Source organism: Pseudomonas sp. Emmai (assembly GCF_055179735.1).
On the sequence record NZ_CM143685.1, the window covers coordinates 2,336,858 to 2,350,863 of the forward strand.

The 14,006-nt window shown below is 61.0% G+C and carries 13 protein-coding genes; 5 read left to right on the forward strand and 8 right to left on the reverse strand.

Annotation, left to right across the window (positions count from 1 at the left end; all coding sequences use genetic code 11):
* Nucleotides 1-254: 254 nt before the first annotated feature.
* A complete protein-coding gene (locus tag ACY4LX_RS10670) occupies nucleotides 255-950 on the forward strand; it encodes an HAD-IA family hydrolase (protein WP_149656861.1) in 696 nt (231 codons plus the stop codon).
* A 64-nt stretch (nucleotides 951-1,014) separates the two neighbouring features.
* On the opposite strand, the gene ACY4LX_RS10675 is transcribed toward ACY4LX_RS10670, so the two are convergent.
* The gene (locus ACY4LX_RS10675) at nucleotides 1,015-1,761 is read right to left on the reverse strand and encodes a 3-oxoacyl-ACP reductase family protein (protein WP_149656860.1); all 747 of its coding nucleotides are present in this window, start codon (nucleotides 1,759-1,761) and stop codon (nucleotides 1,015-1,017) included.
* A 126-nt stretch (nucleotides 1,762-1,887) separates the two neighbouring features.
* Between ACY4LX_RS10675 and ACY4LX_RS10680 the strand changes: the two genes are divergently transcribed.
* A complete protein-coding gene (locus ACY4LX_RS10680; RefSeq protein ID WP_149656859.1) occupies nucleotides 1,888-2,811 on the forward strand; it encodes a LysR family transcriptional regulator in 924 nt (307 codons plus the stop codon).
* Nucleotides 2,812-2,919: 108 nt separating this feature from the next.
* On the opposite strand, the gene ACY4LX_RS10685 is transcribed toward ACY4LX_RS10680, so the two are convergent.
* The 3 genes from ACY4LX_RS10685 to ACY4LX_RS10695 form a co-directional block, all read right to left on the reverse strand.
* On the reverse strand, nucleotides 2,920-3,648 hold the full coding sequence (locus ACY4LX_RS10685; protein WP_463259856.1) for an aspartate/glutamate racemase family protein: 729 nt from the start codon (nucleotides 3,646-3,648) through the stop codon (nucleotides 2,920-2,922).
* Nucleotides 3,649-3,706: 58 nt separating this feature from the next.
* Complete coding sequence (locus ACY4LX_RS10690) at nucleotides 3,707-5,248, reverse strand: NCS1 family nucleobase:cation symporter-1 (RefSeq protein ID WP_149656858.1); 1,542 nt, start codon at nucleotides 5,246-5,248, stop codon at nucleotides 3,707-3,709.
* A 472-nt stretch (nucleotides 5,249-5,720) separates the two neighbouring features.
* On the reverse strand, nucleotides 5,721-6,461 hold the full coding sequence (locus ACY4LX_RS10695) for a phosphoadenylyl-sulfate reductase (protein WP_008042297.1): 741 nt from the start codon (nucleotides 6,459-6,461) through the stop codon (nucleotides 5,721-5,723).
* A 173-nt stretch (nucleotides 6,462-6,634) separates the two neighbouring features.
* Here ACY4LX_RS10695 and thrH point away from each other — a divergent pair, with 173 nt between their 5' ends.
* Entirely contained in the window at nucleotides 6,635-7,252 is a 618-nt protein-coding gene (thrH, locus tag ACY4LX_RS10700) for a bifunctional phosphoserine phosphatase/homoserine phosphotransferase ThrH (RefSeq protein WP_123512105.1), read from the forward strand.
* Between the two features lie 120 nt (nucleotides 7,253-7,372).
* Here the strand turns inward: thrH and pabB are convergent, their stop codons facing one another.
* The 4 genes from pabB to rloA all read right to left on the reverse strand — a co-directional run bounded on the left by pabB (nucleotide 7,373) and on the right by rloA (nucleotide 12,021).
* Nucleotides 7,373-8,710, reverse strand: coding sequence for an aminodeoxychorismate synthase component I (gene pabB, locus ACY4LX_RS10705; RefSeq protein WP_463259857.1), 1,338 nt, complete (start codon nucleotides 8,708-8,710; stop codon nucleotides 7,373-7,375).
* 249 nt (nucleotides 8,711-8,959) lie between these two features.
* Nucleotides 8,960-9,946: an alpha-L-glutamate ligase-like protein gene (locus ACY4LX_RS10710; RefSeq protein WP_463259858.1), complete on the reverse strand. Its 987-nt coding sequence runs from the start codon at nucleotides 9,944-9,946 to the stop codon at nucleotides 8,960-8,962.
* The gene (rloB, locus tag ACY4LX_RS10715) at nucleotides 9,946-11,478 is read right to left on the reverse strand and encodes an osmotic stress tolerance membrane protein RloB (RefSeq protein WP_149656855.1); all 1,533 of its coding nucleotides are present in this window, start codon (nucleotides 11,476-11,478) and stop codon (nucleotides 9,946-9,948) included. The genes ACY4LX_RS10710 and rloB overlap by 1 nt, the downstream gene beginning before the upstream one ends.
* 6 nt (nucleotides 11,479-11,484) lie before the next feature.
* The gene (gene rloA, locus ACY4LX_RS10720; protein ID WP_149656854.1) at nucleotides 11,485-12,021 is read right to left on the reverse strand and encodes a retropepsin-like aspartic peptidase RloA; all 537 of its coding nucleotides are present in this window, start codon (nucleotides 12,019-12,021) and stop codon (nucleotides 11,485-11,487) included.
* Nucleotides 12,022-12,328: 307 nt separating this feature from the next.
* Here rloA and ACY4LX_RS10725 point away from each other — a divergent pair, with 307 nt between their 5' ends.
* Entirely contained in the window at nucleotides 12,329-13,048 is a 720-nt protein-coding gene (locus tag ACY4LX_RS10725; protein WP_178117484.1) for a GntR family transcriptional regulator, read from the forward strand.
* Nucleotides 13,045-13,935, forward strand: coding sequence for a methylisocitrate lyase (gene prpB, locus ACY4LX_RS10730; protein WP_008146328.1), 891 nt, complete (start codon nucleotides 13,045-13,047; stop codon nucleotides 13,933-13,935). Before ACY4LX_RS10725 ends, prpB begins: the two co-directional genes overlap by 4 nt.
* Nucleotides 13,936-14,006: the final 71 nt, after the last annotated feature.

A 14,006-nucleotide genomic window follows, 5' to 3' on the forward strand; every position in this document is an offset into this window, starting at 1 on the left:
CACTCGCGCGCTTCAATTTGGAACGGGAGACTTTGCGCAGGATCAGCGAGGAAAGAAGTCAGGAAAGGAGGTGTTTGCTGTAGGGATAATCGCTAAATCACCAGCAACCCCGGGCGTGCAGGTTTTTTCATCCTTCGGGCATTGCCCGTTGCCCTATGCCGGCCGGGCTCGTTATGCTGCTGAACCCTTTAATCGATCCGAGTACTGGCCGTACCTGAGCCGCCTGGGATGTCATTAAAAACGGATCAGATGCGATGAATGCACCACTTAAAGCGTTGGGCCCGATCAAGGCTGTGATTTTCGACATGGATGGCTTGCTGCTGGACACCGAGGGCATCTACACCGAAGTCACGTCGATGATTGCCGAGCGTTATGGCCGGACCTTCGACTGGAGCGTCAAACAGAACATCATCGGGCGTGGCGCGGGCGACCTGGCGCGCTATGTGGTCGAGGCGCTGGACTTGCCGATCACCGCCGAAGAGTTCCTGGTGATCCGTGAGCCCCTGATGCGCGAGCGTTTCCCCAAGGCACTGGCGATGCCGGGGGCCGAGGAGCTGGTTCGGCACTTGAAGGCCAACAACATTCCGATTGCGGTGGGCACCAGTTCTTCCCGTCAATCGTTCGGGCAGAAAACCACGTTGCACCGCGACTGGTTCGCGCTGTTCGACTTCATTGTCACCGCCGATGATCCAGAGGTCGGCGCGGCCAAACCGGCGCCGGATATCTTCCTCACGGCCGCGCGGCGCCTGGGTGTGGCGCCCGAGGACTGCCTGGTGTTCGAGGATTCGCCGTTTGGCGTCACCGCAGCAAAAGCGGCGGGGATGACCGCGATTGCGATCCCGGATGCAGCCATGGCGGACGAAAAGTACGCCCACGCCGATGGCATTCTTCGTACGTTGAAGGCGTTCACGCCGAGTGCTTGTGGCTTGCCGGCGCTTGAATGGGCCTGAAAACCAGGCATGAAAAAACGCCGGCAATGATTTGCCGGCGTTTTTGTTTCAGCGTTTCAGGCTATCAAGCACCGAAACCGCCATCGATGGTCAGGCTGGCCCCGGTGATGTAGCCCGCTTCCGGACCGACCAGGTAGGCGACGAAACTGGCGATCTCTTCCGCTTTGCCATAACGGCCCACGGCCATCAGCGGGATCAGGCTCTCGGCGAAGTCACCGCTGGCCGGGTTCATGTCGGTGTCGACCGGGCCCGGTTGCACGTTGTTGATGGTGATGCCGCGCGGGCCGAGGTCGCGGGACAGGCCTTTGGTCAGGCCGACCAGCGCTGCTTTGCTCATGGCGTACGGGCCGCCACCGGCGAAGGGCATGCGGTCGGCGTTGGTGCTGCCGATGTTGATGATGCGACCGCCGTCGGTCATGTGTTTGGCGGCGGCCTGGCTGGCGATGAACACGCTGCGTACGTTAATGGCCAGGGTCTGGTCGAAGTCTTCGAGGGTGAAGTCTTCCAGCGGTGCGACGGCCAGTACACCGGCGTTATTGACCAGGATGTCCAGGCGTCCGAAGGCTTCGACGGTGGCGGTTACGGCGTTGCGAATGGCTTCGGCGTCGGCGCTGTCGGCCTTGATCGCGAGGGCCTTGCCGCCGTTGCCGGTGATGCTGTTTTGCAGTTCTTCGGCCTTGGCGGTGGAGCTGACGTAGGTGAAGGCCACCGCGGCGCCTTCAGCGGCCAGGCGTTTGACGATGGCTGCGCCGATACCGCGGGATCCACCTTGGATTAAAGCCACTTTGCCGCTGAGGTTCTGAGTAGTCATAACGATCTCCAAAGTCCCGAAGCGAGATTGTCTCGGTTGATGGAGGCTAGTATCGATTGCGCATTACGGTCTGTGTAGACGGTAATTGCGATAGTCTGTGTAAACCAAAAGTTTATAGTGGCGATCATGGAAACCTTCAGCAGTATCGAATGCTTCGTGCGTAGCGCCGAGGTCGGCAGCTTCGCCGAAGCCGCACGGCGCCTGAGCCTGACCCCGGCCGCCGTGGGCAAAAGCGTCGCGAAACTGGAAGCCAGGCTGGGTGTTCGGCTGTTCCAGCGCAGTACCCGCAGCCTGACCTTGACCGAGGCTGGTCAATTGTTTCTGGGCGAAGTCAGCGCCAGCCTGCACACCATTCAAAACGCCGTGGCTAACCTCGCCAGCGCCGAAGGGCGCCCGGCCGGTACGCTGAAGGTCAGCATGGGCACGGTGTTCGGGCGTCTGTATGTGGTGCCGTTGCTGGGGGAGTTCTTGCGGCGCTTTCCGGCGATCAGCCCGGACTGGCACTTCGATAATCGCCAGGTCGACTTGATTGCCCAAGGCTTCGATGCGGCGATTGGTGGCGGCTTCGAGCTGCCCCAGGGCGTGGTGGCGCGCAAGTTGACGCCAGCTCACCGGGTGCTGGTGGCGTCAGCCGAGTATCTGGCCGGGCGCGATGCCATCGTCGAACCTGACGACCTCAAGCAGTGCGACGGCATCTTGATCCGCTCCCCGCAAACCGGCCGCGTGCGTTCCTGGCAGTTGACCAGTCGCACCCAGCAACACAGCCCGCTGGTGCTCGAGGCGCGGATGACCATGAGCGACTCGGAAGCGGCCTGCGCCACTGCGGTGCAGGGGCTGGGCATCGCGCTGGTGAGCTTGCCGTTTGCCGTGGGTTATCTGGAGGCGGGGACGTTGCAGCGGGTATTGCCGGACTGGTATGTCGACGATGGCAACATTTCGATCTATTACGCGGAGCACAAATTGTTGCCGGGCAAGACCCGGGCGTTTGTGGATTTCATTATTGAGCAGTTTGCGCAGCGGGGGTTGGGGGAGCGGTTTAGTGCGGTTTGAGCCAGGTTCCAGACCGAGGTGTGGCCTTCGCGGGCAAGCCTCGCTCCTACAGGGTTCACGCAATCCCGTGTAGGAGCGAGGCTTGCCCGCGAACAACGATAACGCGGTCTACCGCCCGAACCGCCCCGGCCACCCAATAATCGCCTTCGGCCGCGGCGTCGCGTACGTCCGCACCTTGGACGTCGACAACCCCAGCCGCACCAACGATTCGGCAATGGTCACCGCCGCCGTCACGCCATCCACCACCGGCACGCCGGTGCGCTGGCGAATCTGCTCGTCCAGCCCGGCCATGCCGCCGCAGCCCAGGCAAATCACCTCGGCCTTGTCCTCCAGCACCGCCAATTCCGCCTGGCGAACAATCGCTTCCAGCGCCCGTTGCGGATCGGATTCCAGCTCCAACACCGCCAGGCCACTGGCCCGCACCGAGGCGCAACGGTCCCACAGCCCGGACAACTTCAGGCGATCCTCGATCAGCGGCACGGTGCGATCCAGCGTCGTGACCACCGAATACGCATGGCCAAGGAACATTGCCGTGCTGGCGCCGGCATCGGTGATGTCCACCACCGGCACATTGAGCAGTTCCTGCAAACCTTCGCGCCCGTGTTCGCCGTAGCCGGCCTGGATGACCGCGTCGAACGGCTGGTCGTAGGACATGACCCGGTCCATCACCGCGATAGCCGCCAGGTAGCTTTCGAAATTGCCTTCGATGGAATCGGCACCGAAATACGGCGTCAAGCCGATGATTTCGGTGCCGGGCGCGGCCACGGACTGGGCCTGGCGAGCGATGGCCTGGGTGATGGATTCGGTGGTGTTGACGTTGACCACGAGAATTCGCATGGGAAGTCCTTATAGCGGGGTAGTTCGGCGGCCCGACATCGCCGGGCCGCGAGGGGGATTAATGGCTGACGTTATCCACAGCAATGCTCTCACCGCTGACATCGGCGTAATGCGGCTGCCGCTTGGCGATGATCAGGTAGAGCATCCCGGCAATCCCGGCACCAATCAGCCAGGAGAACGGCGACACGAGGTGAAAGCCCGGCATCAGCGCCAGGACGATGGCGATCAAGGCTGCAGGAATAAACGCCGCCACCGCGCGGAGATTGACCCCACGGCTGTAGTAATAAGCGCCATCGGGGTCTTCGCTGTACAACTGCGGCACGTTGACCTGACCTTTTCGTACCAGCCAGTAGTCGACCATGATCACCCCGTACAGCGGGCCGAGCAGGGCGCCGAGGCCGGACAGGAAATACACGATCACCAGCGGGCTGTTGTAGAGGTTCCACGGCAGGATCAGCACGGCGATGGTCGCGCTGATCAACCCGGCGCGGCGGAAGGTCAGGTATTTCGGCGCCAGGTTGCTGAGCACGAAAGCCGGGGCGACGAAGTTGGCCATGATGTTCACCGCCACGGTGACGATCAGGAACGCCAGACAGCCGAGGACCAGGAAGAAGGTGTTCGGGATCGAGGCGATGATTTCCGTCGGACTTTCGATGATCCGGCCGTTGATCTGGAATTGCGCGCCACAGAGCAGGACGGTGATGCTGGCGAACACCAGAATATTCACCGGCAGGCCCCAGAAATTTCCCACCTTGATGGTCTTGCGGCACGGCGAGGAACGGGCGAAGTCGCAGAAGTTGAGGATCAGCGTGCCGTAGATCGACAGCCACAGCGCGCCGCCGGCAAAGATGTTGCGCCACATCTCGCCACCGCTCAGGGGTTCGCGGATCGACCAGGCGATGGTCGCGTCGGCCTGGAAGTACATCCACCCGGCGAGGGAGGCGACGGTCAGCAGGATCACCGGCCCGGCAAACGCTTCGTAGCGCCGCACCATCTCCATGCCATACGCCAGGATCGCCAGTTGCACGAACCAGATCGCCACGAAACAGATCCAGCCCAAGGTCGAGAGGCCGAGGATCGAGTTGTGGTCGTAGTCGGCGAAACCGGGGTGAACCGCCGTCAGCAGGACACGAAACACCACCGAGGCCAGGTACGTCTGAATCCCGAACCAGGCGATGGCGATAACGGCGCGGATCAGTGCAGGAATTTGCGCCCCGTGAATGCCGAAACTGATCCGGCTGATCACCGGAAACGGCACCCCGGTTTTCTGCCCCATGTAGCCGGACAGGTTCATGAAGCAATACACCAGTGCCGCGCCGATCCCCAGGGACAACAGGATCTGCCAGCCGCCCAGGCCCAGCGCATACAGGCCGATGGCAAACGAGTAGTTGGCGATGTTGTGAACGTCATTGGTCCACAGGGCGAAGATGCTGTAGCGACCCCAGCGCCGGCCTTCGGCCTTGGTCGGCGCCAGGTCCTTGTTGTGCAGGCGCGGGCTGAGGATCACTGGGGCTTGCAGCGTTTGATCGTGATCGTTGAGGGCAGGTTGAGAGGAGGGCAGATCCAGCGCGATGTTGTTATTGGAGAGGCTAGTACGCATTCCGGCAGGCTCCTGAGGCTTGGCGTCGCGGTGACTGTGCATGAGCGTGGGCTCGACAAATCTTCGTCGCGGGCAATAAGCATCATTGGTTACGGGGCATCTGCAGCCTGTACGGGATAGGGCGCTTCAGGCTTGCGGATCGAAAGTGTGTGTATGTTTTGATTGTGATTGTATACAAAACATGTATGCACTTAAGCCAGATCTGTGCCAGTTCAGGAGCTATGAATTTAAGGGTTAATTTCGTTTTGTTATTAGCTGGCGCTAAGTGGCTGAAATCAAGGCGATATAAATTGACCGATTGAACAGGTATTTATTTTTCAGCAAGGTTTGTGGAAATCGGCGACTGGGGGCGTCAGGAAAGGAGGGTGTAACTTTTTGGGGCGTAGAAATTAAAAGTGCACACATAAATGGCACCTATGGTGACATTCGTGTGTACACATTTGCTCCTGCGGGGGATGGCGCGAGGCCTGGTTCAGGCTTTGGATTTGCTGATGATATTGCCCGCGTGCAGCCCGCATTCTTTCTGCGTCGCTTCTTCCCACCACCAGCGACCTTCACGCTCATGCTGGTTCGGCAGCACAGGTCGGGTGCACGGTTCGCAGCCGATGCTGATGAAGCCGCGCTCATGCAGGCTGTTGTACGGCAGCTCGAGCATGCGGATGTAACCCCAGATCTCTTCGCTGGTCATCTGTGCCAGTGGGTTGAACTTGTACAGGGTGCGCTCGGGCGTGGAGAACGCGGTGTCGATTTCCAGTACGGCAACGGCGCTGCGCGTGCCCGGGCTCTGGTCCCGGCGCTGGCCGGTGGCCCAGGCGGTGACCCCGGACAACTTGCGACGCAGCGGCTCGATCTTGCGGATGCCGCAGCATTCGCCATGGCCGTCCTTGTAGAAACTGAACAGGCCTTTTTCCTTCACGAACGGTTCCAGTTTCGTGTAGTCCGGCGACACCAGTTCGATGTCGATCTTGTAGTGCTCGCGCACCTGATCGATGAAGCGGTAGGTCTCGGGGTGCAAGCGGCCGGTGTCGAGGCTGAACACTTTGACGTTCTTGTTCAGCTTCCAGGCCATGTCCACCAGCACCACATCCTCGGCACCGCTGAAAGATATCCACAGGTCATCGCCAAACTCGGCGAACGCGAGTTTCAGGATGTCCTGGGCGGATTTGTTGGCATAGGTCGTGGCGAGTTCCACGACATCGAACGATGGGCTCATCAGGGCGGCTTCCTACAGGTCGGTGGCGCTGGGCGCTCTATATGGCGTCGATGGTAACAAAATCCCACAGCCCTTGGCGCGCCCTCTGCGTTGCGCGGGCTGGCCCGAGTCGCTAGAGTTCGGCAGTCCTTTTGCTCGCTCGACTCAATAATCAATACAAATGGGAGTGTCTTGTGGAAATTGCCTGTCTGGATCTTGAAGGTGTGCTGGTCCCGGAAATCTGGATCGCCTTCGCCGAAAAAACCGGGATCGAATCCCTTCGGGCCACCACCCGGGACATTCCCGACTACGACGTGCTGATGAAGCAGCGCCTGCGCATTCTCGACGAGCATGGCCTGAAGCTCTCGGACATCCAGGAAGTGATCGCCACGCTGCAACCGCTGGACGGCGCCATTGAGTTCGTCAACTGGCTGCGCGAGCGCTTCCAGGTGGTGATCCTGTCGGACACGTTCTACGAGTTTTCCCAGCCGCTGATGCGCCAACTGGGCTTCCCGACCTTGCTCTGCCATCGCCTGATTACCGACGATGCCGGGCGGGTGACGAGCTATCAGTTACGTCAGAAAGATCCCAAGCGTCAGTCGGTACTGGCCTTCAAGAGCCTTTATTACCGGGTGATTGCGGCGGGGGATTCGTATAACGACACGACGATGCTGGGCGAGGCCGATGCCGGGATTCTGTTCCATGCGCCGGACAATGTGATTCGCGAGTTTCCGCAGTTCCCGGCGGTGCACAGTTTTGCGGATTTGAAGCAGGAATTTATCAAAGCCTCGAACCGGGCCCTGACCTTGTAAACCCAATCCTGTTAGTGATCGTTCCCACGCTCTGCGTGGGAATGCAGCCCGGGACGCTCTGCGTCCCAAAGCGGACGCGGAGTGTCCATTGAGGCATTCCCACGCGGAGCGTGGGAACGATCAAAGGCCCTGAAGGGTATCGAGCAACACCTTCACCTTGGTGATCGATTCCTGATACTCGGCCTGCCACTCTGAATCCGCAACAATCCCGCCCCCACCCCAGCAACACACCTGCCCATCCTTGACCAACAAACTGCGAATGGCGATGGAACTGTCCATCTCACCGCGCACGTCCAGGTACACCAACGATCCGCAGTACAACCCACGACGGGTCGGCTCCAGTTCATCAATGATCTGCATCGCGCGAATTTTCGGCGCGCCGGTAATCGAACCGCCGGGGAAACTGCCGGCGATCAGGTCCAGGGCGTCCTTGTCGTCCGCCAGTTCGCCGGTGACGCTGCTCACCAGGTGATGCACGTTTGGATAGCTTTCCAGGCTGAACAACTCCGGCACCCGCACCGAGCCGATACGGCAGGTGCGACCGAGGTCGTTGCGCAGCAGGTCGACGATCATCAGGTTTTCCGCGCGGTCCTTGGGGCTGGCCAGCAGTTCGGCGGCGTTCGCCGTGTCTTCGGCTGGGGTCAGGCCGCGGGGGCGGGTGCCCTTGATCGGACGGGTTTCCACCTGGCGCTCGCTGACTTTGACGAAGCGCTCCGGCGACAGGCTCAGGACTGCGCCGCCATCGGGCAGGCTCTGGAACCCGGAAAACGGCGTCGGGCAGGCGGCTCGCAGGGCGCAATAGGCGGCCCATGGGTCGCCTTCGCATTGCGCGCGAAAGCGCTGGGCGAAGTTGACCTGATAGCAGTCGCCGGCCTGGATGTACTCCTGAATTCGCTCAAGGGCCTGGCGATACTGGTCGGCGCTGAGATCGGCGCTCATCGGCGCTTTCAGCTTGAACGGCTCGACGGGTGCAGCCGCAGGTTGAGTAAACAGTGCGATCAAGCGTTGCCGCTCACTGTCCGCCAGCGTCGGGTGAAACACCAGCTGACTGGTCAAGCGCTGGTGATCGCTGATCAACGCCCAGTCATACACACCGAAACGCGCATCAGGCAAATGCAGATCGTCTTGGGCCTGGTGCGGCAGGTGCTCCAGATGACGGCCGAAGTCGTAGCTCAGGTAACCGATCAAACCGCCGGCGAAGGGCAGTTCATTCGGGACGGACGCTTCGCCCAGTTGTGTCAGATTGTCCCGCAGACGTTGCAGGAAATCGGCACCGCTTTCCTGTGGCAGCACGGCCAGTTGCTCCAGCGGCCAGGCGCTGAGCACATCAAAGCGCCCGCGATCGGCCGTCGGTCGGCCACTGTCGAGCAGCACGGCACCGGGGGCATGACGGATCGCCGCGAAGTACTCGGCGGGGTTGGCGCGATAGGGGAGCGGGTGTACGGAACAGGTCAACATGGGCGGTGCGGATCAGCCATCGTGGCGGGGTGGCGATTGTAGTCCTCTGCAGGACTTGCTCCTAGAGGGGATGTCGGGGATTGGCAGTTGGGTGGCCGCTGGCAAGAGACCTGTGGCGAGGGGGCTTGCCCCCGTTCGGCTGCGCAGCAGTCGTAAAATCGGCTGATGCGGTCTGCCTGACACTATCGAGATAAATGTTTTTGGGGCCGCTTCGCAGCCCAACGGGGGCAAGCCCCCTCGCCACAGCGGCTAGCCCTCAACTGGCGGAATATGCCCAAACATCTGCTGCACAAACTCCACCCGCTGCTGCACGGTTTCGACAATCCCACGGGCCTTCAATTCTTCCAGCCGCGCCTCGACCGCATGGGTGCGCAACGTCAGCCCACAATCATTGGCAATCTGGATGTTCAACCCCGGCCGGGCGTTGAGCTCAAGAATCAGCGGCCCTTTCTCCTGGTCGAGCACCATGTCCACGCCGATGTAACCCAGCCCGCACAACTCATAGCAGCCGGCGGCGAGTTTCATGAAACCGTCCCAGTAGGGCAGTTGCACGCCATCCACGGCGTTGGTGGTGTCCGGGTGTTTGGTGATGATGTTGTTCAGCCAGGTGCCGCGCAGGGTCAGGCCGGTGGCCAGGTCGACGCCGACCCCGATGGCGCCCTGGTGCAGGTTGGCCTTGCCGCCGGACTGACGGGTCGGCAAGCGCAGCATGGCCATCACCGGGTAGCCCATCAACACGATGATGCGGATGTCCGGCACGCCTTCGTAGCTGATGCTCTTGAAGATCTGGTCCGGGGTCACGCGGTATTCGATCAGCGCCCGGTCGCGGTGGCCGCCGAGGGAATACAGGCCGGTGAGGATGCTGGAGATATGGTGCTCAAGTTCCTCATGGCTGAGGATCTTGCCGGACACCGTGCGATAGCGACCCTCGAAACGGTCGGCCACCACAATAATGCCGTCACCGCCCGCGCCCTGGGCCGGCTTGATTACGAAGTCGCTGCGCCCGCCAATGATCTTGTCGAGGTTGTCGATTTCTTTCTCGGTGGAGATGATCCCGTACAGCTCCGGCACGTTGATGCCGGCGGCCAGCGCGCGCTCCTTGGTGATGATCTTGTCATCGACAATCGGGTACAGGCTGCGCTTGTTGTACTTGAGCACGTAGTCCGCGTTACGCCGATTGATCCCCATGATGCCCCGGGCTTCCAGGGCCTTCCAGGTCTTCCAGAAACCGAACATTACGAGTCAGCCTTGAGGAACGCTTTGAAGCGGATCAGCTCGGTCAAACGGTAGCCGCGATAGCGACCCATGGCCAGCATGAAGCCCACCAGGATCAACAGGATCGCCGGGAAGGTGAACACGAAGTACACCAACTCCGGCACGCTCATGATCAGGTGCGCCAGGGACGCGGCGAACAGCGTGCCGATCGCCACCTTCATGGCATGCCCGGCACCGCGTTCTTCCCAGGTGATCGACAGGCGTTCGATGGTCATGGTCAGAATCACCATCGGGAACAGCGCCACCGACAACCCGCGCTCCAGGCCGAGTTTGTGGCTGAACAGGCTGATCGCCGCGATCAGTACCACGACAAAGGTCAGCACCACCGACAGCCTCGGCAGCATTTGCAGCTTCAAGTGCTCCAGATAGGAACGCAGCGACAGCCCCAGCGCCGTGATGATCGTAAACAGCACAATCCCGAAGCCCAGCTGCGTCTCGCGGAAGGCCAGGGCGATCAGCACTGGCGTGAAGGTGCCGAGGGTCTGCAGGCCGATCAGGTTGCGCAGGATCAGGATCACCAGCACGCCAATCGGGATCATCACCATGATCATGAAGGTCTGCTGGGTTTGCAGCGGCAGGCCGTACAGCGAGTATTCGAGGAAGTTGGCGTCGGTGTTTTCGTCGGTCAGCTTGGCCAGGCGAATGGCGTTCATTTCGCTGTTGTTCAGGCTGAACGTCACGTTGGCTTTCTTGCCGCCATCGACGGTGATCAGGTTTTCATCGCCGGTCCACCACAGCAGGCGGTCGGTCGGCATGCCTTGTTCACCGGTTTCCGGGTTGAAGTACAGCCAGTCGGTGCCGTTGAAACTGCGCAGCCAGAGTTCAGGGACTTGCGGTTGGTCGGCCACCAGACGGACGGTGTGGACCTTCTCCACCGGCACGTGGGCAATGGACAGCACCAGTTCGACGATCCGGGCTTTGTTCGCAGTCGACGGATCGCCGCCGAGCAACAGCTTCACGTTGTCGTCGTTGAGATTGTTGACGCGCTTGATCGCTTCGCCGACGAAGGTTTCGACGTCGGCCGAGTGTTGGCGGATCGGGGCGAGCAGGGCTTCGGCGGCGACTTTCTCCGCGCCTTCGACGGCGATGCTGTCGCGGAAGGTCGGGCCTTTGATCTTGGATTTTTCGCCGCTGTAGCGCTTGGTCAGCACCAGACGGTAATACAGGGTCTGGTTGCCCTTGGCGCGACGGGCCGACCAGGTGACCTTGCGGTTGCCGTCGACGCGGTTCACCGCCACGCCGTAGTTATTGGAAATGAAGCTTTCGTTCAGGCTCACATAGTCGCGGCTCAGGGGCGGCACGAACATCTGGATCTTGACCGGGTCCTTGGCACTGGCGACGAACTCGACCTTGGCGTCGATGTTCCACAAGTCGTCCGTGGCGTCCTCGGTCACGGGGATGCCGAGCACGAAGATCTGGTAGGCCGTAACTGAAATGCCCAGCACCACCAGGATGGCGATGAGGATTTTCAGGTGGAGGTTAAGAGAGCGCATTCGGAATTACTCTGCGGTATGAGCGTCGGTGGCGCAGGCGGGTTTGCCAGCAGCGTATTTAAGACTGGGGTCGACCAGCGCATCGAAGCGTTTGAGCGCCTCGGAGCCGATCAGGAGCGGGTATTGGAAGGCGCTGCGGTCGGTGAGGTTCACTTCGATGCTGCGCAACGCCGTGCCCATGCAGATATCCAGCTCGATCACCGGGCGGGCCGTGTATTTCTTGCCTTCTTCCGGGTCGTAGTCACCGGCCCGGCGCTTGATCTTGCTGACCCGGGCCAGCGGTCGTTCGATCGGGTGCGAATGCGCGGCGTCGATCGCCAGGTAGAAGCGCACCCAGGATTCACCATTGCGTTTGAAGCGCTTGATGTCCCGTGCACTTAAGGAAGCGGTTTTCGCCCCGGTGTCGAGTTTGGCGGCGACTTCCAGGTCAATGCCATTCAGCGAGGCGTACTCGTTGAGGCCGTACACGGTCTTTTCCCCCGCGGCGGCGACGCCGGGCAGGAACAGGAAATAAAGGAATGTGGAAAAGGGCTTGAGTCTCATAAATCCTGGGTGCGCAGCGGTCCGTACTTCGGTTCAAGGCCCTGGCATCACTGCGCAAGCTCCCTCGTATGCCTATCAGCTATTTATGACAAGCCATGCAGATGCAGATGACAAGCAAATGCGGGCGGCATTCTAGCACGGTGGTTTTATGGCGCCACCGCTGGCAGGAGGCTATAAACCATGGGACTGCTTCGTTATGGCGCAAGCGGTTATTAGACGATTGTCGACAATACCTATTTATCCTTTGACTATACGGCCTGTATTCGCTAGTTTTTGCCGCATTGGCTCACAAGGTGTCGACAATATGCTGGATCAACTCGATCCCCCGGTGATCACGCAGGACGATTCGGAAACGCTTTCCGAGAATGTCTTCCGGCGCATCCAGGCGGCCATCGTCAAAGGCGAGATCGCCCCGGGCAGCAAGATTTCCGAGCCGGAGCTGGCACGCACCTACGGCATCAGCCGCGGGCCGTTGCGCGAAGCGATCCATCGCCTGGAAGGCCAGCGCCTGCTGGTGCGCATACCGCACGTCGGTGCGCGGGTGGTTTCCCTGAGCCACGCCGAGTTGCTGGAACTCTACGAAATCCGCGAATCCCTGGAAGGCATGGCCTGTCGCCTGGCCGCCGAGCGCATGACCGTCGAAGAAATCGACGAGCTGCGCCGGGTTCTCGAAACCCACGAACGGGACGCGGCGTTCCAGGCCGGTGTCGGCTACTACCAGCAGGAAGGCGATTTCGACTTTCATTACCGGATCATCCAGGGCAGCGGCAACCGCACCCTGACCCAGATGCTCTGCGGCGAGCTGTATCAATTGGTGCGCATGTACCGCATCCAGTTTTCCACCACACCCAATCGCCCGCGCCAGGCCTTTGCCGAGCACCACCGGATTCTCGACGCCATCGCCGACCGTGACGGTGAACTGGCCGAGTTGTTGATGCGCCGCCACATCGGCGCCTCCAAACGCAATATCGCCCGTCACTACCAGGACGGCGCCAATAAGACAGCCACTGAACGAGGTGAGTCATGAGTTCGAACAAGAGCACTCCAGGCCAGCGTTTCCGCGATGCGGTCGCCAGCGAACATCCGCTGCAAGTGGTCGGCGCGATCAACGCCAACCACGCGCTGCTGGCCAAGCGCGCCGGTTTCAAGGCGATTTACCTGTCGGGTGGCGGGGTGGCTGCCGGCTCCCTCGGTGTGCCGGATCTGGGCATCACCGGTCTGGATGACGTGCTGACCGACGTGCGCCGCATCACTGACGTTTGCGACCTGCCGCTGCTGGTGGACGTGGACACCGGTTTCGGTTCCTCGGCGTTCAACGTGGCGCGCACCGTCAAGTCGATGATCAAGTTCGGCGCGGCGGCGATTCACATCGAAGACCAGGTCGGCGCCAAGCGCTGCGGTCACCGCCCGAATAAAGAAATCGTGTCGCTGCAGGAAATGGTCGACCGCATCAAAGCCGCCGTCGATGCCCGCACCGACGACAGCTTCGTGATCATGGCCCGCACCGACGCCCTGGCCGTGGAAGGCCTGGAGTCCGCGCTGGATCGCGCCGCCGCGTGCATCGAGGCTGGCGCCGACATGATCTTCCCGGAAGCCATCACCGAACTGGACATGTACAAGCTGTTCGCCAGTCGCGTGAAAGCGCCGATCCTGGCCAATATCACCGAATTCGGCGCGACGCCGCTGTACACCACCGAGCAACTCGCCGCTGCCGACGTGTCGCTGGTGCTATACCCATTGTCGGCGTTCCGCGCGATGAACAAGGCAGCGGAAAACGTCTACACCGCGATCCGCCGCGACGGCACGCAACAGAACGTGATCGACACCATGCAAACCCGCATGGAGCTTTACGATCGCATCGACTACCACACCTTCGAGCAGAAGCTCGATGCGTTGTTTGCCGCCAAAAAGTAACGATGACCCCCGCAGGAGCAAAGCTGGCTCGCGAAAACTGACTGACCTTCAACATTGATGTCGTCTGACAC

Bases quoted from the DNA above. Each gene is read 5' to 3' on its own strand.
- pabB (WP_463259857.1), bottom strand. From the start codon at position 8,710: ATGTTGACCTGTTCCGTACACCCGCTCCCCTATCGCGCCAACCCCGCC.
- ACY4LX_RS10670 (WP_149656861.1), top strand. From the start codon at position 255: ATGAATGCACCACTTAAAGCGTTGGGCCCGATCAAGGCTGTGATTTTC.
- ACY4LX_RS10690 (WP_149656858.1), bottom strand. From the start codon at position 5,248: ATGCGTACTAGCCTCTCCAATAACAACATCGCGCTGGATCTGCCCTCC.
- rloB (WP_149656855.1), bottom strand. From the start codon at position 11,478: ATGCGCTCTCTTAACCTCCACCTGAAAATCCTCATCGCCATCCTGGTG.
- ACY4LX_RS10710 (WP_463259858.1), bottom strand. From the start codon at position 9,946: ATGTTCGGTTTCTGGAAGACCTGGAAGGCCCTGGAAGCCCGGGGCATC.
- prpB (WP_008146328.1), top strand. From the start codon at position 13,045: ATGAGTTCGAACAAGAGCACTCCAGGCCAGCGTTTCCGCGATGCGGTC.
- ACY4LX_RS10695 (WP_008042297.1), bottom strand. From the start codon at position 6,461: ATGAGCCCATCGTTCGATGTCGTGGAACTCGCCACGACCTATGCCAAC.
- ACY4LX_RS10680 (WP_149656859.1), top strand. From the start codon at position 1,888: ATGGAAACCTTCAGCAGTATCGAATGCTTCGTGCGTAGCGCCGAGGTC.
- ACY4LX_RS10685 (WP_463259856.1), bottom strand. From the start codon at position 3,648: ATGCGAATTCTCGTGGTCAACGTCAACACCACCGAATCCATCACCCAG.
- rloA (WP_149656854.1), bottom strand. From the start codon at position 12,021: ATGAGACTCAAGCCCTTTTCCACATTCCTTTATTTCCTGTTCCTGCCC.
- ACY4LX_RS10675 (WP_149656860.1), bottom strand. From the start codon at position 1,761: ATGACTACTCAGAACCTCAGCGGCAAAGTGGCTTTAATCCAAGGTGGA.